The organism is Sorangium sp. So ce726 (assembly GCF_051521405.1).
In the GTDB taxonomy this organism is placed as follows: Bacteria; Myxococcota_A; Polyangia; order Polyangiales; family Polyangiaceae; genus Sorangium.
In genome coordinates, this window is record NZ_CP150349.1 from 8,897,265 (window position 1) to 8,920,799 (window position 23,535).

Here is a 23,535-nt window from a genome sequence, read left to right on the forward strand (position 1 = left end):
GGATGAGCCCGGAGCGCACGAAGATGCGCCCCGCTAGCGCGCCAGCATCACCACGGTGCCGTCACGGCAGGCGATCGCCATCCGCTCCTCGCCGGCAGGGATGACGGCGACCGGCGCGGAGCAGACGCGCTCGGCCGCGATGGAGACGTTGCCGTCCGCCTCGACGACGCCGGCGCGCCCGCCCGCGCGGACGAAGCCGACGCGGCCGGTGCGATCGATCACGATCGGCGGGCTCGGCTTCGCGTCCACCGGGCCGAAGAAGCCGGAGAGCCCGCCGTCGGCGGGCTGGGTGCCCGGAGGCCTGTCGATCGCGACCCGGAACGCCAGGTCGCCCGATGCGTTGACCCCGAGGAGCAGGCCGGTCGTCGACAGGACCACGGCCACGCCCCCGGCGCCGATGGCGGGCGGCCCGTCGAGCGCGCTGAAGGCCGCGCCGGCGCGGACGCCGGCGGTCCCGGTCGGCAGATCCAGCGCGACCAGGCGGCGGGCGTCGACGACCGCGAGCAGCGTGCGGGCGTCGGCGAGGGCCGCGCCGCGGCGAGGCACGCCGCCGAGCGAGCCGAGCCGCCTCGGCGCGCCGGGCGGACGCCAGGTCAACACCGCGCCCGACTCGGTGGTCACCAGCGTGCCTTCAGGGCCCGCGAGCAAGGCGCCCGTCGCGCGATCCGCGATCTCGGCGCGGGCGCGCACGGTCCCGTCCGCGGCGAGCTCGACAAGGGAGCGCCCCAGGGCCGCCACGAGCCCGCCGTCGTCGAGCGCGAGGGGCGTCACGTCGGCGTCGCGCCCCCGGAGGCCGAGGGGGACGGCGAAGCGCACGCTCCCCGCAGGCGTGAGCCCGACCGCGACGCCGGACGAAGTGATCAGCGCGAGGGTGCCGTCGCTCGTGAGCACGGCGGGCGCGAGCGGCGCGCTGTCGCCGATGCGCACGCGCCAGCGCTCCCGGCCGTCCGCGCCGAGCTTGACGACCTCCGGGACCGTCAGCGGGAGGAGGAGATCGCCCGCGGCGTCCACGAGCGGCGCAGCGTCGATCCCGCCGCGGAGCTGCTTTCGCCACGCCTCGCGCGCCGGGAAAGGCAGCCGCGCGGCGGAGCGGCCCGTGCGGCGCGCGTCGAGCCGCTCGCTGGGCGCGAAGCCGCGGGGCGCGCCGACCACGATCGTGTGCGGCCGGCTCGTGTCGACGGCGTCGGCGAAGGCGAGCGGCGCCGCAGCAGAGAGCAGGAGCGCGGCCGCGGCGAGGGCCGCCGTCCGGGCGCGGCGCGGCCTTCGCGGGCTGGGCGCCGTCGTGCGCGCGGCGCTCATCGGCCGCCCTTCACGGTGAACTCGACCTGCACCTCGGGGATCTCGGCGCCGCCCGGCGCGACGAACGGCGGCGCGACGCTGCCGTAGGCGGTGAGGATGTCCCCGCGCTGGGCGGGGTTGTCGGCGCCATGGACGAGGCGGACCTTGCACGCCTCCGGAGAGCGCGGCGCGGCGCTCGCGCTCGCGGCGGCCGCGCCGCCCTCCTTCCCGCCCGCGCAGCCGGACGCGGGCGGGATCGAGAGCAGGATCAGCGTCGAGTATCCCTGCCGGCGCACCTCGAGGACCTCGCCGGTCAGCGCGATCGGCTTGCCGATGTGGTCCTTCCCGCCGGCGGCGAGCTCGGCGTACCCGATGGGACCGCGGCCGGCGAACTCCTTCGCGGCGGTGTCGAGCCGGTCGACGCGGCGCACCGCGAGCTTCGCGATGCGCGGCGCCATTCCCTGCATCTTCGCGCGCACCTCGAACTGGGTCGCGCCCACGGACGAGACGTTCATCACGTGCGCGAAGGTGCCGTCGGGGCGAACCGCGATCGGGTGCGCGCCGGCGAAGATCTGCGCGCCGCGGGCCGTGCGCCCGGCGAGCACGAAGCTCTCCTTGTCGATGACCACGCTCGGGCCGGGCGACTCGATGGTGAGCGGGACGATGCCGACCGCGACGCTCACCATGCCCTGCTCGCGCGGGCCGTCGGGCGGCGTGACGGTGTACGGCACCTGCCGGCTCAGCGTCTTCGTCTCGTCCGAGGGCCCCGTGACCGCGTCGGTGACGTCGATCGACTCGATGGCCCGGCCGCTCGTGAGCGCGACCTCCTTGCCGTCGAGGATCACCTGCGTGCCCTTGCTCGCCTCGACCACGACCTGGATCGAGGGCCGCTCCCCTTGCAGCGTGCCGAGGTCGGGCCGGATCCGGTAGGCGACGTGGATGGAGACGCCGACCGTCTCGTCGCGCCCGCTGCCGGGGCGGTCGATGGCGACCTTCATCCGGTTTTCGCCGACGGAGAGCGGGCTCGCGAGCGGGATCTGGGCGACGCGGCCGGCGGTGGTCGCGCTCCCCTCGCCGATGGAGACCGCGGTGCCGTCCGGACAGCTGTCGCACCGGAGCTCGATGACCTCGCGGCCCCCGGCGTCGGCGCGGGCGCGCGCGGTCACCGGGGGCGCGCTCGGCCAGAGGAGCGCGAACAGGACCGCGCCGAGCGCGAGCACGCCGCCCGCGACGACGACGGCGACGGCCCGACGCGACGTGCGCGGGCGCCTCTCGCCCTTTGGCGGCGGGAGCCGCTGCTTCAGGCGATGAGGGCGCATGAGCGCCGGGTTCTGCAGTGGAGGGGCGCGGAAGCGCGCCGGCGCGATCGTGGCGCCGAGCTCTCCGGCCGGCTGGTAGCGCGAGTCGAGCTCGGGCTCGGGATCGGCCGGGGCTCCGGGCGCGAGCGGCGCGATGCCCGGCCGGGCGACGCCGACCAGCGTCCGCGACACGGCGGGCAGCGGCACCGGAGCGCGCGGCGCCGCGAGGCCCGGGGCGATCGGCACGGTGCGGTCAAGGCGCAGCTCGCCCGGCGCCGCGTGGAGCGGCGCGGCCGGCGCTGCGTGGTGCGGCGCGGCCGGCGCTGCGGGCGCGTCGAGGCGCGCTCCCGGGGCCACTGCAGCCGGGGTCCCGACGACGAGCGTGCCCCCGGCCAGGCGTGGATCGGCCTGCGCCGGCGCAGGCGCCGCGCCGAAGATCGCGGCGGGCATGCCGACGATCGTGCGCGAGGCGGCGGCCGGCCCGCCGGCCATGGGCGGCATCGCGGCCTGGCCGGGGCCCGCGCCGCCCGGATCGCCGGGGGCGGACGGCGTCTGTCGGAGCAGATCGGGGAGCGTAACGCCGACCATGGTGCGGGCCGCGGGCTTCATGCCGTAGTAGCCGGCCGCTCCGCCCGGCGGCGCGAGCGCGGCGCCGCAGTGCGGGCATGCGATCGAGCCCTCGGGTACGGGTCTCCCGCAGTGCGGGCAGTGCATGGCGCCATGGTAGCGAGGAACCGCGGCGCGGTCAGGCTCCGGGCGCTGCGGCCGGCGCGCGGCCCCTCTCCGGCGGCCAGAAATGCCGGCAAAACGTACGAGAGGCGCGCGAGGACGCACCCCGCAGCGCCGGATCGGGCGCACAGCGCAACAGTTGGCCCTGGCACGGCAGGTAGGCTAACGCGGACGTATGCTCGCGAAGCGCATCATCCCGTGCCTCGATGTCAAGGACGGCCGCGTCGTGAAGGGCGTCCGCTTTGTGGGGCTGCGGGACGCCGGCGATCCCGTCGAGGCCGCCCGCCGTTACGACGCCGAGGGCGCGGACGAGATCACGTTCCTCGACATCACCGCGTCGCACGAGAAGCGCGGCATCATCCTCGACGTCGTGGCGCGCACGGCGGAGGTGCTGTTCACGCCGCTGACGGTCGGAGGCGGCGTCAAGTCCGAGCAGGACATCGAGGCGCTCCTCAACGCGGGTGCGGACAAGGTCGCGATCAACACGGCCGCCGTCAACGATCCCGACCTCGTGCGGCGCGCCGCGGACCGCTGGGGTGCGCAGGCGATCGTCGTGGCGATCGACGCGCGCCGGATCGCGGATCCCTCGCGCGTGGCCTGGACGGTGGTGACCCACGGCGGCCGGCGGGACACGGGGCGCGACGCGGTCGCGTGGGCCGAGGAGATCGCGCGGGCGGGCGCGGGCGAGCTGCTCGTCACGAGCATGGACCGCGACGGCACGCGGGACGGCTACGATCTCCTGCTGACCGCCGCCATCGCGCGGGCCGTTCCGGTCCCGGTGATCGCCTCGGGCGGCGTCGGGACGCTGGATCACCTGCGCGCCGGCCTCGTCGAGGGCGGCGCCGACGCCGCGCTCGCCGCGTCGATCTTCCACGACGCCGAGTACACGATCGGCGAAGCGAAGGCGTACCTCGAGGCGGCGGGGGTGCCGGTCAGGCCGGCGCGCGCGGGCGGGCCGGGCGACGCGGCGGGCCGGGGGCGCTCGTGAGCGCTTGCGTCACGCTGGAGGAGGTCGTCGCGGCGGCGCACGCGCGGAGCGCCTCGCTGGTGCCGGAGACCTCGGGTTACCTCGCGCTCGCCGTCAGCGACGCGACGTCGCGCCTGCCCCTCAGGCTCGACGATCGCGCGGTGCTGCTCACGACCGAGGGCACCGTCACGGTGCGCACGCGCGGCGATGCGGTGGCGCCGGCCGAGGCGGCGCGGCTGCTGCGCGACCTGCTCGCCCGGCTCCTCGCCGCGTCCGCCGGCAGCATGCCCAACCTCACGGCGACGGCGCGCCCTCGACCCGCGCACGAGCAGGACCCGGAAGCGGTCGCCCGGGAGCTCGAGGCCGCGCTGATCCCGGTGAACCGCAACGCCGCCCGGCGGGCGCTGGCGCGGCTCGCCCGTGAGACGCTGCGCGCCAAGGAGGCCGGCCGGCTGAGGCGACCGCGTCCGGAGGTCCAGGCGAAGCCTGCGGCGCCGGAAGCGGACGAGATGCGGCCGCCGCCGCAAGCGGAGCACGCGCGGCGCGATGCGACCGCCGCTGCCCCGCGCAGCGACGCCCCCGCTGCTGCGCGCAGCGATGCCCCCGCTGCCCCGCTGCCGAATCCCATCGTGGAGCTCACGCTCAGCCCCGGACCGGTCGCACCTGCGATCGTGGAGCTCACGCTCAGCCCCGGGCTCGTCGCGTGTGCAACGGCCGCGGCGGCGCTCCCGGCGCCTGCAAGCGCAGGCGATGCTGCCGGGGCGGTGGCTGTCGACCCGTGTCCCGAGATCCCATCGGCGCCTGCGCACGCCAGCGAGCAGGTCGATGCGCCCGAGCGCGCATCGCATGCCAGCGAGCAGGTCGATGCTCTGCCGGAGCCGACCCCGACCGTCGTGCAGGCGGTGGTGGAGATCCATGAGGCCGCAGCGCCGGCCGAGATCCCGGTCATCCCGGAGCTCATCGAGCCTGCTCGGACGATCGCGCCGGTGGCGCCGCTCGCGCGCACGGCGGCGGAGGTCGCTCCTGAAGAAGCGCGGCCCGTACCCGTTCCGTCGCTCGTCGTCTGCGGCCCCGTTGCCAGCAGCGAAGCGCTCACGAGCCCCGAGGGGATCGAGGTGCTCCTCGTCGACTTCTCCCCGGCTCCTCCCGGCGTCACGCTGTCTTCCCGGGAGCCGACACCGACCCAGTCGATCCTCGTCGAGTTCTCCCCGGATCCCGCCGACGTCGTGCCGCTCTCGCAGGAGCCGACGCCGACCGTGGCCACGGCCGTCTGGGAGGAGAGGGAGGCGGCCGACGAAGCCGTGCTCTCCCCCGTGGCGGACGCGCCTGCCAGCGTGACCGAGGTCCCGGAGTCCATCGAGACGTCGCGCGCGCCCGCCATCCATTTCATGGCGGCGGACGCGGCGCTCCAGGTCACACCGGCCTATGGCGCCTGGCCGCTCGTCCGTCGGGTGGACCTCGCTGTACCTGCGGTTCCTCGAGCGGTCGTCGCGCCGTTCGACGAGACGCCAGAAGCGCGGCACACGCTGCCCTGGCCCCTTCCGGCGCAGCGCGACGACGACGCTCCGGCTGCACCGCCCCTGACTGCTCCGACTGCGCCGGTCGAGGCCTTGCTGGCGGCGGAGGCCGACGGTCCGGAAACCGCGCACGCCGGCACGCCGCCCGCAAACGCAGCGCCCGAGGAACTGCACGCTGACGCAGCTCCCGAGCAACCGCCTATTGTTCTCGCTCCCGAGGAACTGCCCGCTGACGCGGCTCCCGAGCAGCCGCCTGCTGTTCTCGCTCCCGAGGAACTGCCCGCTGACGCGGCTCCCGAGCAGCCGCCTGCTGTTCTCGCTCCCGAAGAACCACCCGCTGACGCAGCTCCCGAGCAACCGCCTGCTGTTCTCGCTCCCGAAGAACCGCCCGCTGACGCAGCTCCCGAGCAGCCCCCTGCTGTTCTCGCTCCCGAGCAGCCGCCCGCTGACGCAGCAGCTCCCGAGCAGCCGCCTGCTGTTCTCGCTCCCGAAGAACCGCCCGCTGACGCAGCTCCCGAGCAGCCGCCTGCTGTTCTCGCTCCCGAGGAACCGCCCGCTGACGCAGCTCCCGAGCAGCCGCCTGCTGTTCTCGCGCCCGCGGATGCAGCATCAGCGCAGTCTCACGCCGACGCCGATCCGGAAGAGACGCCGTGCCCGGCGGAGCTCGGTCCCATCGATGCGATCGTGTGGAACGCCTCGCGGCGATCCCGGAGCGCGCGCCCTCCCGCGGATGGCGTCGACGCAGGCGCTTCCCGGGTCGACGAGCTCGTCGCGCGCTTCGTCGCGCAGTCCGAGCACAGCGCGCAGCGCCGCGCGGCGCGCAGCATGAAGGCGCTCGCTGGCCTCGATCTCACCCTCACGCCGCCGCCGGTCGCTGCTGTCTCCGGCACCTCCGCGCTCGCCATCCGCGGCGCGCGCCCGCCGCTCGCCGGGGCGCTGAGCCCCGTTGCATCCGAGCTCGCCACGCCCGGATCCGCTCCGGTCGCCCTGATGGACGACGGCAGCAGGCCGCCTGTGCCGCTGGTGGCCCCGCGCCGAAGAAGAGGCCTGTCCTTGTGGCTTGCGCTCCTCGCGCTCGCCCTGCTCTGCGCCGGGCTCGCTGGAACGCTGCGGCCGGAGGTCTTCGCCTCGCTGACGGAGCCGCTCGCGCGGGGAGCGCTCCAGATCGTCCCGCGCGCCGAGGCGAGGACGCCCTCCCCTCACGATTGACGTTGCCCCGGGGGAGCGACGACACTCGTCGCCATGCAAGAGCAGAGCATGGCGATCGTGAAGTCGCTCGTGAGCGTGGCGTGGGCGGACGGCGAGTTCCACGAGGCCGAGCGCGAGATGGTGGAGGGGCTGATCGCGGCGTTCGAGGCGAACGAGGACCAGGCGAAGGAGATCCGCGCCTACGCCTCCGAGCGAAGGACGCTGGACGACGTGCCGCTCGGCGAGCTCGGCGGCGACGACCGCCGCGCGCTGCTGCAGCACGCCGTGCTGCTCACGTTCGTCGACGGCGAGCAGCACGACGCGGAGAAGCAGTACATCGCCGCGCTGACCAAGAAGCTCGAGCTCCCCGAGCCAGAGTCCGCGGAGATCATCCAGGCGGCCGAGGCCCGCGCCCGACGCCTCCTGACCTTGCTCTGACGCAGCCTGAGCGGCGCCCGAACGCCGCTGGCCCGGCCGCCGCCGGGACTCCCGCTGCGATCTCGGCCCGCCGCCCTCTTCGACCGGCGGGCCGCGATCCTCTGTGCTCCGGCAGGAAACCGAACCCCGGGCGATGTCGCTCTGCCGATACGGCGCGCCGCGCGGTCATGGATCGCCGAGCAGCCTGTCCGCGCGCGTGGTGCACCGGCCAGCGTCGCGCAGCGCAATACGGGCATCGCTGAAGGTGCGTCACACGCCGCACTTCCCCCACCACAGACATCACCCCCACACCTCCAGCTCCAGGCGCGATCTCCCGCAGATAAAGGCCTTGGCGGGATAGCGACAGCAGAATCTCTTGACAGCGTGGACGTCATGCAAGAATATATCCAATTAAGATAACGACTTTCATTTTCATGTTCATGAAGGGATCGCCGACCATGCCTGTGAAGAGAACCTGGTTGTCCGCGCAGCGGACCGTGCTCGCGACGTTCGGACTTTCCTGGTGCGTGCTGCTCGGTGGAGTGGCTGCGTGCGGAGACGACTCCGACGACTCAGCGAACTCCGGGGGCGGCGGCGCTGGCGGCGCTCCCTCGACGAGCAGCAGCGGCGGCGGCGGCGCTGGCGAGGGCGGCGGCACCGGCGGCAGCGACACCGGCGGCGGTGGTGCTGGCGAGGGCGGCGGCACCGGCGGCAGCGACACCGGCGGCGGCGGCGCTGGCGAGGGCGGCGGCACCGGCGGCAGCGACACCGGCGGCGGTGGCGCTGGCGAGGGCGGCGGCACCGGCGGCGGCAGCGACACCGGCGGCGGCGGCGCTGGCGAGGGCGGCGGCACCGGCGGGGGCGGCGGCGCTGACGAGGAGCCTTGGTCGACCGGATTCGCAGGGGTCGTGGCGCTCGACGAAGCCACGGACGACCGCTTCTGGGCCGTGGCGTTCGACGCCGAGTCCAGAGCTTACGCCGCGGGGCACGTGGCCGTGGCGGGCGACACGTACATGGCGGTGGCGCGCTTCAAGACCGATGGCTCGTTCGACGCGACCTTCGGCACGAACGGGGTCGCGAGGGTCAACGTGGTCGCAGGCAAGACCACGGAGACCGCGCGCGGCATCGTCCTGCAGTCGGACGGGAAGGTCGTGCTCGCCGGCCAGGTCGAGCACGACCCGAGCGCCACGCCGTCGGACGCGGATCTCGCGGTCGTGCGGTTCAACACCAACGGCACGCTGGATACGACCTTCGGCACGGAGGGCATCGCCATCCACGATCTCGGCGCCGGCGAGGGCAACACGGGCGATCTGCTCTGGGGCGCCGACCGCGACGCGAACGATCGGCTGGTCCTCTTCGCCAGCAGGAAGGCGGCGGCTCGCGCCGATCGGGATCGCGCGATCGTGCGGCTCACCGCGAACGGCGCCCTGGACACCACGTTCGCGACGGAGGGCGTCCACACGCTCGACGTCGACGGGCTGAACCTGGGCGACAACCCGCGCAACGGGTTCGTGCAGGCCGACGGCAAGATCTTCTCTTCCGGCTACACGAGCGTGGGCGGCAGGAACCAGATCGTGCTGCTGCGGCTGAACCAGGACGGCACCCCGGATACGACCTTCTCGTCGGACGGCGTCGTGAGGCTCGCGCCGTTCCCGCTCGGCATGGCCGAGGCCTACGGCGCGACCCGCCAGTCGGACGGCAAGTACGTGACCACCGGATACGGGCGCTCCGAGGAGAGCGGGGCCGTGGATCTCGTGTCCTTCCGCGTCACGGCCACGGGCGGATTCGACCCCTCCTGGGGCGTGGGCGGCGGCGTCCTCCTCGACGTGGCCGGCGACAACGATCGCGGGCGCAACCTCCTCGCCCTGCCCGGCGATCGCGTCGTGATGGTCGGGAGCGCCACCCCCGCGACGGGCAACGTCGACGGGATGATCGCCCTGTTCGACAAGAACGGCGCCCTGGACACGCGCTTCGATCCCAACGGATACCGGCGCTACAGCTTCGATCGCCCCGATGACTCGCTCTACGGCGTCGCGCTGTCGCCGAACGGCGCGTGGCTCGCGGCGGCCGGATACCGGTCCGACAGCGACGGGCCCGAGGACGACGACGCGACGCTGGTCCTGCTGCCGGTCCCGGCCCAGAGGGACTGACGCTCACACGACCGACGCGCGCCGGGAGGCGCCCCCCGCTGCGTCGTGTTGACGGGCGGGGGAGCGCTCCCTCCGTGTTGACGGGCAGGGTACGACCGACGATTCTCGCGCGAAACGAGCTCGGGGCCGCCGCGACGCCGGCGGGCCCCGGGCGAGCGCCCGTATCTCAGAGAGGCTGCATGAACAGCGTGAGGCCGACAATGAACCGCGCCCGGAGCGAGAGGGCAGGCCACCGCCTCTCGACAGCGCTCCTGCTGTCGCTCGTCGGCGTCGCCGCGGCCGCCGGGTGCCGCAAGCCGCCCCCGGACGAGGTGGTCTATACGGGCCAGGGCGCGGGGCCCGGCGTCGCGCAGCCGCCAGGCAGCGGCGGGTCCGCGCCCGTGACTTCGACCGGGAGCGGCGCCACGAGCACCACAGCGGCCTCCTCCACGATCGCCACGACCGCTGGCGCCGGGGGCGCCGGGGGCGCCGGCGGCGCGGGAGGCGGCGAGCCAGTCCCCGGCGACGTGTGCCCCCCGGTCCCCGTCGCAGAAGGCCCCTTCAGCAAGGCCAAGCTGATCACCGCAGCGGCGGACTGCGCGCTGAACCGCGCCTGCGAGTTCGAGGCGCAGGCGCGCGCGCTGCACGAGAGCGCCGCGGCCCTCGCCCGCGGCCCGGGCGAGCCGAGCGCCGCCGCCGCGCGCGGCGCCTGGCTCGCCGCCATCGCGGTCTGGCAGGAGGTGGAGCTCTTCCGCTTCGGCCCTGCGGCGAGCTCCACGCAGCCCGGAGGACAGGACCTCCGGGATCAGATCTACTCCTGGCCCCTCGTGAGCCGGTGCAAGGTCGAGGAGCAGATCGTGAGCCGCGCCTATGCGCAGCCGAGCTTCTCCTCGTCGCTCATCAACGGGCGCGGCCTCGCGGCGCTCGAGTACCTCGTCTTCTACGGCGGCGGCGACAACGCCTGCTCGCAGTACTCGCCCATCAACGCGAACCGCACCTGGGCGGCGCTCGCTGCGGGAGAGCTCGCGCAGCGCAAGGCCGATTATGCGACCGCGGCGGCCGCGGACGTGCTCGCCCAGGCGGGCGCGCTCGCGCGCGCATGGGCGCCCGAGGCGGGGAGCTTCCGGGAGAAGCTCACCCAGGCCGGCCAGGGGAGCCCCGTCTTCGCGACCGAGCAGGACGCGCTCAACGCGGTGAGCGACGCGATGTTCTATGTCGAGCAAGAGGTGAAGGACTGGAAGCTCGGGCGCCCGCTCGGCTTCACCGAGGACTGCGTCACGCCCACCTGCCCTGAGGCGCTCGAGTCCCGCTTCGCCCTGGCCTCGGCGGCGCACATCCGGGCGAACCTGCGCGGCTTCCGGCGCCTGTTCCAGGGCTGCGGCGAGGGCGGCCAGGGCGTCGGGTTCGACGACTGGCTGCGCGAGGTCGGCTCCGCCGATCTCGCCGATCGCATGCTGGCGGCGCTGTCGGGAGCCCAGTCCGCCGTGGACGCGCTCGACCAGCCGCTGGAGCAGGCGCTCTCGACCGACCGAGCGAAGGTCGAGTCGGTCTACACCGCCGTGAAGGCCCTGACGGACCTGCTCAAGACGGAGTTCGTCAGCGCGCTGAACCTCGAGCTGCCCCAGTCGTCGGAAGGTGACAACGACTGAGCCCCCTGGCCGCGCGGGCCCCCTGGGGCTCGCGGCGGCGTGGTCGCGCGCGGCCGCAGCGCTGCATCGAGCGCTGCTGCGCCCGATCGACATCGCCTGGCTCGCGGCGTTCCGCGCCCTGTTCGGGCTCACGATGTGCGTGAGCATGGCGCGGTTCATCGCGTACGGCTGGGTCGACGACTTCTTCGTCAAGCCGAGCTTTCACTTCAAGTACTGGGGCCTCGCCTGGGTCGAGCCGCTCTCGCCGGCCGGGATGCACGCCCTGTTCTGGGCGCTCGCGGCGCTCGCCCTGGCGCTCGCCCTCGGCTTCATGTTCCGCGTCGCGGCGCCCCTGTTCGTCGTCGGCTTCACCTACCTGCAGGTCATCGACGTCACGACGTACCTCAACCACTACTACCTGGCGAGCCTGCTGGGCCTCCTGCTCGCGGCGTCGCCGGCGCACCGCGCCTGGTCCATCGACGCGCTGCTCTCGCGGCGCAGCGAGCGCTCCGTCTCCGCTGTGTGGCTCTACCTGCTGCGCTTCCAGGTCGGCGTCGTGTACACGTTCGCGGGGCTCGCCAAGGCCCACGCCGACTGGCTCCTGCACGCGCAGCCGCTCCGGATATGGCTCGGCTCGCGCACGGACATGCCGCTCCTCGGCCCGCTCTTCACGCACCCGTGGGCCGCGCCGCTCATGAGCTGGGCGGGCTTCCTGTTCGACACCAGCATCGTCTGGCTGCTCCTCTGCCGGAGGCTCCGCCCCTTCGCGTACGCCGCGGTGATCCTGTTCCACGTCGTCACGCGCGCGCTGTTTCCGATCGGGATGTTCCCGGTGATCATGGTCCTCTCCGCGCTCGTGTTCTTCCCCCCGGAGTGGCCCCGGCGGCTCCTCTCCCGGTTCCGGGCGCGCGCGCTCCCCGCCCACGGCGGCGCCGGCGCGCCGCCCGCGCACGCGCCGCACTCGCCGCACTCGCGCACAGACGAACCCGCCCTCCCCCCGGCGGCGCCGCCCTCGCGATCGCTGCGCGCCCTCGGGCTCGCGCTGGGCGCCGCGTACTGCGCGGTTCAGCTCGCGATGCCGCTCCGCTTCCTGGCGTACGGCGGCAACGTGCGCTGGCACGAGCAGGGGATGCGCTTCTCCTGGCGCGTGATGGTGCGCGAGAAGAACGGGAGCGTCACCTTCATCGTCCGCAACAGGCAGACCGGCCGGACATGGCACGTGAGCCCGCGGGAGTACCTCACGCGCCTGCAGGAGCGCGAGATGGCGGGCCAGCCCGATCTCATCCTGCAGCTCTCCCATCGCATCCGCGAGGACTTCGAGCGCCGCGGCCGCGGGCCGGTGGAGGTGCGCGCCGACGCCCTCGTCTCGCTCAACGGCCGCCGCATCGCGCGCCTCATCGATCCCGGCGTCGATCTCGCCACGCTCCGCGACGGCCTCGGCCCGGCGCCCTACATCCTTCCAGGTCCAGAGGGGCCTCCCCCCCACATCCGCCCGCTCTGATCGACGCGCGCATCCACGTCGGGCGCCCCGCTCCACAGCGGTTTCCCACCCACCTCTGCACCACGCAGAGCGGCGGTCACCCGCACAGGAGACGGGCCCAGATCGGCGTTTTCGGCGCGCAAGCGCACGGAAGGGCGCTGAGCACCGAAAACGTCGAGGTGGGCCCGTATCCGAAGCGGGTGACCGCCGCTCTAGAATGAGGCCTTGGCGCCGACCTGGATCCAGCGTGGCGCGTTCGGCCGGGCGCCGAAGGGCCGGCGCGACACGATGTACTGGGAGCCGAGGATGTTCCGCGCGTTCGCGTAGAGCACGAGCGGGCCGACGACACGCACCTTGGCGCTCACGTCGAAGAGGAGCTGCTCGTCGGTGGCGAGCGCCCGGGACATGGGCTCGCTTCCGGCCTTCTCCCGCATGGCTGACATGTACGTGGCGCCCACGACGACGCCGGCGCGCTCATGCTCGACCCCGACCGAGAGGCTCGCCTGGTGCCGCGGGACATAGGGCATCTCGTCGCCCTTCACGACGCGGCCGAAGATGGGGTCGTCCGAGGCGAAGCTCGAGAGGAACTCGGTCCGGGTGAGCGTGTACGCCGCGGTGATCGGCAGCTTCAGCTGGCCGAGCGGGACCTCGTGCTCCGCATACGCCTCGACGCCGTAGATCCGGGCCTCGCCCGCGTCGTACTGGCGATCGAGATCCGCGTCGAGACAGCCGCTGGAGAGCGTGCAGACATCCGTGATGTTCGAGTAATCGTTGAAGTAGCCGATGATCTCCGCGCGCAGCGGCCCGTCGGCGAAGCGAGCGCCGCCCTCGTAGTTCACGCTGAGCTCGGGCTCGACGTGCTCGTCGCTCCCCGGGGCCGGGGGGCTGAATCCTCGGTAGACCCCGGCCAGGAGACCGAGCGCCTCGGTGAGCGCGAGGTAGGCGCCGGCGCCGGGCAGGAGCGCCTGCGCGAGCCGCGTTCGCTCGCTCCCCGCCGCGCGATCCACGAGGGCAGAGCGCATGAACTCCATCCGGACGCCGGGCGTCACCGTGAGCGCTCTCCAGGTGATCGCGTCGCTCGCGTGGAGCGCGACCGCCTCGGTCCATGCCTCGTTGAACTGGGTCACGACGGTCGGTCCGCCGTCCGGCACGAGCGCGCCCCCGAGCACGAGAAACCCGTTCTCGCTGTGGCGGCGCTCGACCCGATCGTAGTGCAGGCGCAGGCCGTACTCGACGCGGTGCGAGACGGGCCCCGTGGCGACGTTCCAGCGGACGCGGGTCTCCACGCCTTGCGAGACGAAGTCGCGCTCGTTGGGGCCGATGAGCAGCGTCTCGCCCGGCGTCGAGCTGTCGAGCTGCCCGGTCAGCACGGCGTAGTACACCGCGTTCTGCGGCGTGTCCGGGGCGGCGAGCACGTCGAACAGGTTGGCCCCGCGGAAGCCGTTCACCTTGCGCCACACGCGCGAGAAGTCGTTCCGGTACACGGTCGTCGTCACCGACAGATCGCGCGACGGCTCGAGCACGTGGGTCACGGCGACCGCGGTGCGGTGGTTGCGCATGCGGTCGAGCGCGGTCACCCCGTAACGGCGGAGCGGGTTTTCCTCGAAATCCCCGTCCGTGATGCCGAGGTACGTCTCGTTGGAGAGCTCTTCCGAGTAGGTGAGCTTGAGGCGGAGCTCGTTCTTGATGCGGGCGGCCGGGTCGACGAGGTAACTGCCCTTGACCATCACCTCGTTGCGGTAAAACCCGGTGTCCGCGCCGCTCGGGAGCTCCTTGAAACCGTCGCTCCGGAGGTGCACGCCCTCGACGAGGAAGTCCATCTGACCGTCGCTCGTCCCGAGATAGGCGTGCGCCTTGCCGTAGCCGTACTGGCCCAGCGCGAGATCGACCGCGCCCGACGCGAGCGACGGGGCGGAGCGGGTGACGAGATCCACGGTGCCGCCCACGGTCTGCGGGCCATAGGCGATGGCCCCGGGCCCCTTGATCACGCGCACGTTCGACATGCGGGTGATGAGCGGGAAGTAATAAGCAGCCGGCGCGGAGTACGGCGCAGGAGAGATGGGGACGCCATCCTCCATGAGCGTCACCTTCTTGCTGCGATCGGGGTTGACGCCGCGAACACCGATGTTCGGCCGCAGGCCCAGCCCGTCTTCGCCCCTCACGTACACGCCGGGAACGCTGACCAGCACGGCGTGGGGATCGTCGTACTCGAAGCGCTCGAGCTGGCGGCTCTTGATCACATGAGCCGAGCCCGCGGTCCGCGTCACGCGCGTGCCCGCGACCGTCACCTCCACCGGCGCATCGCCGGCAGGCGCCGCCGGCGCCGGTGCAGCGCCTTCCTCGTTCACCGCCGGCGCGCCGCCGGAAGGCGCCGCCGGCGCACCACCGGGAGCAGCCGCTGGCGCTTGCGCGGCAGCATCCTGCTTCCCCGCCGGCGCATCGCCCGGAGGTGCCGCTGGCGCATCGCTCGGAGGTGCCGCTGGCGCATCGCCCGGAGGCGCCGCTGGCGCATCGCCCGGAGGCGCCGCTGGCGCCGGTGCAGGCGCGTCCCGGCCCGCCGCCGGCGCTCCCGTGCCAGGCGGCGCTCCCGGCACCGCTGGATCCCCCGGGGCCTCCGCGCTCGGTTCAGGAGACTGCGCATGAGCGACCCCGGCCACGGTGATCAGAAGCGCGGGAACAGCGAGCCCGAGACGGGCCCGGAAGCGACGGGTCTGCGTTGACATGTAATTTATATTACGAATCTATCGAATCACGCCGCATCGTGAGCTCGGTGGGCTCGCGGCGTGTCGAACTCGCGGTCATCAGGGGCCTATAACAAATGAAAGTCAACATCGAGTAGCCCTTGGATGGCGCAGGTCGACGTGCGCTTTCGCGAGACGGCAGCGCGGATGCCAAGGAGCGCGCGCCGCTGTTCGCGCTGCCGCGGAAGGTCTGCTCCGGCCCGAGAGAGACCACGTCGTTCTCAGGCGCAGGAGCGCGTTCGGAACGGAAGAGGACGGCCGTCTCGTCGAGGACGCGCCTCCGATGGGCTGCACACCGCAGGGCCGAAGCTTCCACGCGATGTTGCCGCGCCGTCGCCCACACGTCGCCCCTTCAGCGCATCTTCCCGCCGCTCTGACCGCCCCGGAGCGTTCGTCGTCGAGGAGTGCTCATGAATTACGACATCGGCATGATCTGCCCAGCCTGCGGCTGCGTCACCATCTTCCAGGCCGGCACCACCACCCCGCGGCGATGCGCGCGCTGCCACGACATGGACGCGGACACTCCGCCCCCGCCGCCGTCGTACGAGCGGCCGACCTACCCCGGCGGGCGCAGCCGAAGGCCCGAGGTCGCTCAGCTCGACTGGATGGAATGATCAGACCGGCGCGCCGAGCTGCCGAAGGAGCTCCCGCACCACCCCGCAAGCGCAGTGCTCCCGGTAGATGCGCGTCGAGCGCACGTCGTCGATGGGCGAGATGTCGTGCGCGACCGCCGCGTCGACCTCCGCCGCGGTGAGCTCGGCGAGCGGACGGGACATGCAGAGCGCGCGCACGCTCGGCAGGAGCGCCGTCGTCGGCGCGACGGACGCCATCCCCAGCCCGAGCCGCGCGGCGCGCCCGGATCGCACCTCGGCCACGCCCGCGAGCGCGACCTTCGAGATCGCCTGCGCCCGTCGGGCGCCGATCTTCCGCCAGTACCAGGGCGCCCCGGCCGCCGGCAGCGCGATCTCCACGGCGACGATCACCTCGTCCGGCGCGCGCGACGTGCGCTTGTAGCCCGTCTGCAGGGCGCTCATCGGGATGCGCCGCTCCCCGCGGACGCTCTGCACCACGATGGTCGCGTCGTAGGCGGCGAGCGCAGCGACGCCGTCGGCGGCCGGCGACGCCGTGGCCAGGTTGCCGCCGAGCGTGCCGCGCGCCTGGATCTGCACCGCGCCCACGTCGCGGCTCATCCGCGCGAGGAGCGGCGCCCGCGCGGCGATCGCGTCGCTCCGGAGCATCTCCAGGTAGGTCGTCGCGGCGCCGACCCGGAGCGTGTCGCCGGAGAGCGAGATGCCTCGCAGCTCCGAGAGCCGGGACACGTCGACGACGAGCGGCGCCGCCGGGCTCCCTGCCGCGACCTCGAGCGGAGGCCTGAGCTCCTGCTCGACGACCCAGTCGGTGCCTCCGGCCAGGAGCGTGACCGGCGCGCCGAGCGCGGCCCGCTCCGCCACGATCTCGCACAGCGGACCGAGCCCGGCGACGCGCCGCATCTCGAACAGGCGCAGATCCGCGAGGCTCACGGCGCCGCCCCTCCCCCGCCGCGCCGCAGCGCCGCGGCGGCGCGGACGCTCTCGACGATCCGCTGGTACCCGGTGCAGCGGCACAGGTTGCCAGCGAGCGCCTCGCGCACCTCGAGCTCCGACGGATCCGGGCTCCGCGCGAGCAGCGCCTCCGCCGAGAGGAGCATGCCCGGCGTGCAGATCCCGCACTGCGCGCCCCCCTCCTCGACGAAGCAGCGCTGCAGCGGCGACAGGTGTCCGGCGCAGGCGAGGCCCTCGACCGTCGTCACGTGCCGCCCCTCGCACTGCCCGATCGCGACGAGGCACGCGTTCACGGGGTCGCCGTCGAGCAGCACCGTGCACGCGCCGCACTCGCCCTCCGCGCACCCCTCCTTCGTGCCCGTGAGCCCGAGCGGCCCCCGGAGCGCGTCGAGCAGCCGCGAGAGCGGCGGCAGATCGACCTCACGCGGCGAGCCGTTGACGACGAGCGATACCTTCATAGACGCTCCCCTCTCCCCGCCAAAGGGCGGGGCGCCGCGGCGCCCCGCGCCGCCTCGAGCAGGCGCTCCGGCGTGAGCGGCAGCGCGCCTGCGGCGATCCCCGTCGCGTGCTCGATCGCCGCGGCCACCGCGGGCGCGCCGCCATCCATCGGCATCTCGCCGATGCCCTTGGCCCCGCCGCCCGGACCGAACGGGAACGGCTCCTCGACCAGCACGACATGGAACGGCGGCGCGTCGAGCGACGTCGGGATGATGTAGTTGGTCATCCGCGGGTTCTTGATCTTGCCGCCCTGCCAGACGATCTCCTCGGAGAGCGCCCAGCCGATCGCCTGGAGGCTGCCGCCCTCGATCTGCCCCTTGCACATCACCGGGTGGATCGCCTTGCCCACGTCGGTGGCCGACCAGAAGTCGACGACCGTCACCTCGAAGGTGTCGAGGTCCACCTCGACCTCGGCCACGTCGCACGCCCAGCCAAAGCACGGATATGCGTCTCCCTTGTACGCCTCGTCGTCCCAGCGCACGTAGTCCGGCGGCTCGTACTGCTTGAGCGACGTCACCTGGCCCTCGCGAGCCAGCAGCCGGTCGGCCGCCTCCTCGAAGCTCAGCGCCAGGGGCGTCGACGCCTGTTCCGCACGCACGCGGCTCGCCAGCTCCCGCGCTGCGGCCTCGACGATCGAGCCGACCACCATCACCGTGCGCGACGCCACCGTGGGGCCCGAGTCGGGCACCGTCGTCGTGCACGGCACCGCGAACTCGACCCGATCGAGCGGCAGCCCCGCCGCGTCCGCGGCGATCTGCCGGAACACCGTCTCCGTCCCCTGGCCGATGTCCGTCGAGGCCGTGCGGATGCGGAGCCGCCCGCCGGGCGTGAGATCCAGCGCGACCTTTCCCTTGTAGTAGCGCTCTCCCGACCCGGTGAAGCCCGCGCCGTGCATGAACACCGAGAGCCCGATCCCCCGCGCCACGCGCCCGCGGACGGTCGGCCCGGCCGCGCGCTTCTGCCGGTAGCCGCTCGCCGCGATCGCCCGCGTGATGCACTCCTCGCCCGCGACGCTCACGCGGAGCACCTGCCCCGTCGCGGTCGAGTCGCCGGGGCGAAGCACGTTCTTCGCCTTCAGATCGAGCGGATCGCAGCCGAGCTCCTGCGCGACGCGGTCGAGGTGCCGCTCGATCGCCCAGATCGTCTGCGGCGCGCCGAAGCCACGGAAGGCGCCGTTCGGCGGCGTGTTCGTGGCCACGGCGGTCGCCTCGATCCACACGTCGTCCCAGCGGTAGGCGCCCGCGGCGTGGAGGGCGCCGCGCGACAGGACCACCTGCGTCAGCGTCGCGTACGCGCCGCCGTCCATGAGGATCCGGATCTTCAGCGCGCGCAGCGCGCCGTCGCGATCGCAGCCGCTCGTGATCTCGCAGCACGCCGGGTGGCGCTTCGTCGTCGCCTCGATGTCCTCCGTCCGGTCGTAGATCATGCGCACCGGGCGGCCGCTCTTCCTCGCGAGCAGCGCCGCGTGGAGCGCGATGATCGACGGGTACTCCTCCTTGCCCCCGAAGCCGCCCCCCGTCACCGACTGGGTGATGTGGATCCGATCGGGAGGGAGCCCGAACGCCTTCAGGAACGCCTTGTGGACGTAGAACGGGCACTGGATCGAGCCCGTCGCGTGCGCGCCTGCCTCGTCCCACCAGGCGATGACCCCCTGCGGCTCGATGTAGAGCTGCTCCTGGTGGTGCGAGGCGTACGTCCCGGTGACGACCACCTCGCAGCGCGCGAGCGCCGCGTCGATCGCGGCCTCGCCCGCCTCGCCGCGCTCCCGCGCCGCGTCAGCGCAGCCGTTCGTGATGAGGTACCGCTTGATGACGTTGTCGGCGCCCCAGATGATCTCCCCGCCACCCCGCGCGGCGCGCGCGTCGAGCACCGGCGGCAGCGGATCGATGTCGAGCGCGACGGCCTGGATCGCCCGCGCGAGCTTCAGCCGGTCCGCGCAGCCGAGCAGGACGATCGGCTCGTAGGCGTGGTTCACCTTTCCGGTCGCGAGGATCGGCTGATCGTCCTGGATCAGCGCGACCACGTTGACCGGGACATCCTCGGCGAGCACGACGGTGACGTCGCTCCAGTCGAACGCGGGGTCGAGCCGCACCCCCCGGAGGATCCCGCGGGGCACGGGGCTCCGCACGGTGCGCCCGAAGATCTCCCCCGGCATCGCCGGGATGTCGTCGACGTAGCGCGACGCCCCCGTGACCTTGGGAGGGCCGTCCGTACGGGGCACGCTGCTCCCCACGGTGCTCGCTGACGCTGGAGGGCTCGTCGCCATTCGTATGCTCCTCCTCACCGACGATAGCCCGGTCCCCCAGGAGACGTCGACCCGAGCGCGCCGCGCGGCGTGACCCGCGCAGGTGGGCGATCGATCATCGCCCGGCCGCCTTCAGGCGAGAAAGCGCGGCGGGCCCCCGAGGACGCGGATCACGTCGACCGGCACATTCAGGTCGTGCAGCACCCCTGGATCGTCCACCTCCTCGTCGACGCACCTGTCGCCGAGCGCCCTCAGGTGATCGCGGAGCGGCGGTGGATCGGCCTCCAGGTAACGCTGGAGCGCCTCGGTGCGCAGCACCACCGGGTGCCCGCCGCGGCCGAGGTGCCGCGGCCGCACCGCGAGCGGCGGCGTCGTCAAGGCGGCGCCCGCCTCGAGACGGGCGAGCAGCCTCGCCACCGTCGCGGCGCGCGCGGGGGGCACGTCGACCGGCGTCACGATGACGGCGTCGGCGTCGCCGATGCGCGGGGCGGCGACGGCCAGCGAGCCCGCCGGCCCGAGGTCGTCCGGCGCGGACCACGAGACCAGGTCGATGCCCGGCTGCACATGGGCCAGCAGCGCGTGAAAGACGGAGCTGCGCACCACCACGAGCACCCGCGCGCTCTCAGCTGAGAGGCGCGCCTCCGCGTGCGCGATCGCCAGCGGCCGCTCGGCCCCGCCCTTCGTCGATGACGGCCAGGCCAGGAGCGCCTTCGGCCCCCCGAGCCGCTTGCCCGCGCCCGCGGCGAGCACGATCGTGGTCACACGGTTCATCGAGCCTGCTCCTCTCCGGCGGGCGTGGGTCCGCCCGGTGACCATCGCGCGCGCTGCCGCCCCGCGCGCCACGCGACGAGCTCCGCGGCCACGGCGACGCTGATCTCGGCCGGCGTGCGCGCCCCGATATCGAGGCCGACCGGCATCCTGACCCGCGCGACGTCGCCCTCCGGCACCCCCTTCGCCTCGAGCCGCGCGCGCGTGCGCGCGGCCTTCGCGCGGCTCCCGACCCCGCCCACGTACCCGAAGCCGCGCGCGAGCGCCCACGCGAGCGCCTCCTGATCGAGGGCGTGGTCGTGCGTCATCACGAGCGCCGCCGCTTCGCCGAGCTCCCTCGGCAAGCCCGTCAGCACCTCCGGGTCGTCGTGCTCGGCGAGGACGAGCCGCACCTGCGCCGCGAGCGCGGCGGGCAGGGGCCCCTGCTGCGCGCCGTCGTGCAAAAGCGGCACGCCGGCGAGCGGAGCGGCCGGCAACACGCGGGCGGGGTCGACGGCGGCGGCGCGCGCGTCGCAGAGGGTGACCCGGAAGCCCAGCGACGCGAGGAGCGGCGCGGCGAACGCGCCCACGTGCCCGGCGCCGATCACGAGGACGTGCATCGCGGGCAGCATCGGCTCGATGAGGACCTCGACCGAGCCGCCGCAGCACATACCGAGGCTCGGGCCCAGGCGGAAGGTCTCGAGCTTCGGGGTGCTGGCGAGCTCGTCGAGCGCGCGCGCCATGATGCCGAGCGCCGCCCGCTCGATCGCGCCGCCGCCGATCGTGCCGATCGCGGTGAGATCCTCGAACAGGCAGAGCTTCTGCCCCGGCGTCGACGGCGCCGAGCCGTGCCGCGCCACCACCGAGGCGACCACCACCCGCCGCCCCGCCTCGAGCGCGTCCAGGGCCGCCCGAAGCACATCGTGCGGGAATGCCGTCCTCGGGATGACCTGGCTCAGATCCGGCATGATTGAGACTCTAGCGACCCGGCGACCGAAAACGAGAGCGCCGAGAGCCCCGGCGCCGAAAGAGCTTGCTGGAACGCCGCGCTTGTCGCGAAAGTCGAGCGCGCTCGGAGAGCGGCGCCGGCGTCCCCCGAGATCCCGGCCTGCTGTGACCGCCGGGATCCAAATAAAAACGCGGAGTTAGAAGCCACGATGACCCACCCCGCCACGCTCGACCCCGACCTCCAGCGTGCCCTCTCCGATCCGGGCTTCACGCCGGGCCGTCGCCACTTCGCCGCGCTGATGGATCTGCTCGAGACGGCCGGTGAGCCCGCCGAGCTGGCGGAGCGGACGCTGCGGCGCGCTGGCGCTGCGGCGCTGCCCGCCGCGCTCGAGCGCGCTACTGGCGCGGCGCCGGCGCTCCGCGCGCCGCTCACCCGGCTCGTCGGCAAGCTGATGGCCGCGGGGCCGATCGATCCCGAGGTCTCGGAGCGGGCGCGCGACTACCTGCTCGCCTGCCTCGGCGACGACGATCGCCGCACGCGCCGCATGGCGGCGGTCGCGCTCGGCAAGCCGCACGCGGCGGACGCCGGGCGATCGCTCGTCGAGCAGGCGCTCGCCGAGGCGGCGCGCAGCGAGCGCTCGCCCGACGTCCGCCGCGCGCTGATCGACGCGCTCGGCAAGGTCGGCGGCAGCGCCGCGCTCGAGGCGCTCGCCGAGCTCGATGGCGACGACATCGCCGGCGTGCGCGCGCGCGCCGAGCTCCTCGCCAGGAGGACCCTGACGCGCGGCGAGCCGTCCGAGATCGCCGGCGATCGCGCGCCGGAGCGCCCCCTCCGGGTGGCGGTGCGCTGCCGGCGCGGGCTCGAGGCGATCCTCGCCGAGGAGCTCGCGGCGCTCGACGCGGGCTCTCCCGGCGGGGCGCTCGTCCCCGAGCTCCGGAGCGATCCGTGCGGCGGCGCGCGGGTCGAGGTGATGCTGAGCGGCCGCCTCGACGTCCTGTTCGGGGCGCGCACGATGCTGTCGCTCGCGTTCCCGCTGCCGCTGCGGAAGCTCGACCAGGGCGCCGACCTCGCCGCGGCGGTCGCGGAGCGGCTGCTCTCGCGGGAGGCGCGCGAGATCCTGCGCCGCTTCACCCAGGGCGCGATCCGCTACCGCATCGACTGGGCCGGCGGCGGCAAGCGCCGGGCAGCGGTGTTCCGCGCCGCGGCGGCCGTGGAGGCGGAGGCCCCGGAGCTCGTGAACGACCCGACCCAGAGCACGTGGGACGTGGTCGTCTACGAGGGCGCGGGCCGGGTGCGGGTCGAGCTCGCGCCGCGCCTGACCGACCCACGGTTCGCGTATCGCCGGGGCGACGTGCCCGCGGCGTCGCACCCGACGATCGCGGCCGCGCTCGCGCGCATCGCGGGGGCGCGCGGCGACGACGTCGTCTGGGATCCGTTCGTCGGCTCGGGCCTCGAGCTCTGCGAGCGCGCCCTGCTCGGACCGTACCGGCGGCTCGTGGGCTCGGATCGCGATCCTCGAGCCCTGCAGATCGCGCGCGAGAACCTCGACGCCGCGGGCGCGCGAGGCGCGGAGCTCTTCCAGCGCGACGCGTGCGGCGCGCCGCCCCCGGGCGAGGCGCCCACGCTGATCCTGACGAACCCGCCCCTCGGCCGGCGCGTCGAGCGCACGGGAGATCTCGACGCCATGCTCGACCGCTTCGTCGAGGACGCCGCGCGCGCGCTCGCGCCGGGCGGCAGGATGGTGTGGATCTCGCCGTTTCCCGAGCGGACCGAGGCGGTCGCGCGCCGCTCAGGCCTCCGGCCCGAGGCGCTCCTGCGCGTGGACATGGGCGGCTTCGACGCGCAGATCCAGAGCTTCCACAAGGAGGCGCTCCGGCCGCGAGCGAGCCACGATCGACGCGACGGCCAGCGCGGGGACCGGCTTGACCGCCCCCCTGCCGGGCGCGGTGGGCGCGGCCCCGAGAAGGCCGAGCTGCGCGGCGAACAGCATCGCCCCCCCCGCCAGGAGCAGCGCCACCACCACCGCGATGATGATCCCGAGCCGCCCCGAGCGGTCAGGCGGCACGTCGGTGATCAGGCCGAAACCGTCGGCGGTGCCGAGGGGCGACGGCGCCGGCGCGGCTGAGCTCTGCACGGGCGCCGCGCTCTGCTGCGCGGCGCCGGCGCTGTGCGCCGCCAAGGCT

The 23,535-nt window shown here is 74.0% G+C and carries 16 protein-coding genes; 8 read left to right on the forward strand and 8 right to left on the reverse strand.

What is annotated here, in order from left to right:
* Window positions 1-33: 33 nt before the first annotated feature.
* Entirely contained in the window at window positions 34-1,299 is a 1,266-nt protein-coding gene (locus WME79_RS32900; RefSeq protein WP_437522903.1) for a hypothetical protein, read from the reverse strand.
* On the reverse strand, window positions 1,296-3,290 hold the full coding sequence (locus tag WME79_RS32905; protein WP_437522904.1) for a zinc-ribbon domain-containing protein: 1,995 nt from the start codon (window positions 3,288-3,290) through the stop codon (window positions 1,296-1,298). Before WME79_RS32905 ends, WME79_RS32900 begins: the two co-directional genes overlap by 4 nt.
* 190 nt (window positions 3,291-3,480) lie before the next feature.
* Here WME79_RS32905 and hisF point away from each other — a divergent pair, with 190 nt between their 5' ends.
* The 6 genes from hisF (at window position 3,481) to WME79_RS32935 (ending at window position 12,652) form a co-directional block, all read left to right on the forward strand.
* On the forward strand, window positions 3,481-4,293 hold the full coding sequence (hisF, locus tag WME79_RS32910) for an imidazole glycerol phosphate synthase subunit HisF (RefSeq protein WP_437522905.1): 813 nt from the start codon (window positions 3,481-3,483) through the stop codon (window positions 4,291-4,293).
* Window positions 4,290-6,998, forward strand: a complete 2,709-nt coding sequence (locus tag WME79_RS32915; protein WP_437522907.1) for a hypothetical protein — start codon at window positions 4,290-4,292, stop codon at window positions 6,996-6,998. Before hisF ends, WME79_RS32915 begins: the two co-directional genes overlap by 4 nt.
* Before the next feature lie 33 nt (window positions 6,999-7,031).
* A complete protein-coding gene (locus tag WME79_RS32920) occupies window positions 7,032-7,415 on the forward strand; it encodes a TerB family tellurite resistance protein (protein WP_437522909.1) in 384 nt (127 codons plus the stop codon).
* Between the two features lie 437 nt (window positions 7,416-7,852).
* Entirely contained in the window at window positions 7,853-9,544 is a 1,692-nt protein-coding gene (locus tag WME79_RS32925; RefSeq protein ID WP_437522911.1) for a hypothetical protein, read from the forward strand.
* Between the two features lie 179 nt (window positions 9,545-9,723).
* On the forward strand, window positions 9,724-11,172 hold the full coding sequence (locus WME79_RS32930; protein ID WP_437522913.1) for an imelysin family protein: 1,449 nt from the start codon (window positions 9,724-9,726) through the stop codon (window positions 11,170-11,172).
* On the forward strand, window positions 11,159-12,652 hold the full coding sequence (locus WME79_RS32935) for an HTTM domain-containing protein (RefSeq protein WP_437522914.1): 1,494 nt from the start codon (window positions 11,159-11,161) through the stop codon (window positions 12,650-12,652). The genes WME79_RS32930 and WME79_RS32935 overlap by 14 nt, the downstream gene beginning before the upstream one ends.
* 191 nt (window positions 12,653-12,843) lie before the next feature.
* On the opposite strand, the gene WME79_RS32940 is transcribed toward WME79_RS32935, so the two are convergent.
* Window positions 12,844-14,979: a TonB-dependent receptor family protein gene (locus WME79_RS32940; protein ID WP_437522916.1), complete on the reverse strand. Its 2,136-nt coding sequence runs from the start codon at window positions 14,977-14,979 to the stop codon at window positions 12,844-12,846.
* An 803-nt stretch (window positions 14,980-15,782) separates the two neighbouring features.
* Between WME79_RS32940 and WME79_RS32945 the strand changes: the two genes are divergently transcribed.
* Window positions 15,783-15,986, forward strand: coding sequence for a hypothetical protein (locus tag WME79_RS32945; protein WP_437522918.1), 204 nt, complete (start codon window positions 15,783-15,785; stop codon window positions 15,984-15,986).
* Here WME79_RS32945 and WME79_RS32950 read toward each other — a convergent pair whose 3' ends face one another.
* The 5 genes from WME79_RS32950 to WME79_RS32970 form a co-directional block, all read right to left on the reverse strand.
* The gene (locus WME79_RS32950; protein ID WP_437522919.1) at window positions 15,987-16,892 is read right to left on the reverse strand and encodes an FAD binding domain-containing protein; all 906 of its coding nucleotides are present in this window, start codon (window positions 16,890-16,892) and stop codon (window positions 15,987-15,989) included. It abuts the gene before it with no gap.
* Window positions 16,889-17,371 (reverse strand): (2Fe-2S)-binding protein, encoded by a 483-nt coding sequence (locus WME79_RS32955; RefSeq protein ID WP_012238522.1) that lies wholly within the window; start codon window positions 17,369-17,371, stop codon window positions 16,889-16,891. Before WME79_RS32955 ends, WME79_RS32950 begins: the two co-directional genes overlap by 4 nt.
* Window positions 17,368-19,677, reverse strand: coding sequence for a xanthine dehydrogenase family protein molybdopterin-binding subunit (locus WME79_RS32960; protein ID WP_437522922.1), 2,310 nt, complete (start codon window positions 19,675-19,677; stop codon window positions 17,368-17,370). The genes WME79_RS32955 and WME79_RS32960 overlap by 4 nt, the downstream gene beginning before the upstream one ends.
* Before the next feature lie 111 nt (window positions 19,678-19,788).
* Window positions 19,789-20,427, reverse strand: coding sequence for a nucleotidyltransferase family protein (locus WME79_RS32965; RefSeq protein WP_437522924.1), 639 nt, complete (start codon window positions 20,425-20,427; stop codon window positions 19,789-19,791).
* Entirely contained in the window at window positions 20,424-21,371 is a 948-nt protein-coding gene (locus WME79_RS32970) for an XdhC family protein (protein WP_437522926.1), read from the reverse strand. Before WME79_RS32970 ends, WME79_RS32965 begins: the two co-directional genes overlap by 4 nt.
* A 189-nt stretch (window positions 21,372-21,560) precedes the next feature.
* Here WME79_RS32970 and WME79_RS32975 point away from each other — a divergent pair, with 189 nt between their 5' ends.
* Complete coding sequence (locus tag WME79_RS32975; RefSeq protein WP_437522927.1) at window positions 21,561-23,477, forward strand: HEAT repeat domain-containing protein; 1,917 nt, start codon at window positions 21,561-21,563, stop codon at window positions 23,475-23,477.
* Window positions 23,478-23,535 lie beyond the last annotated feature (58 nt).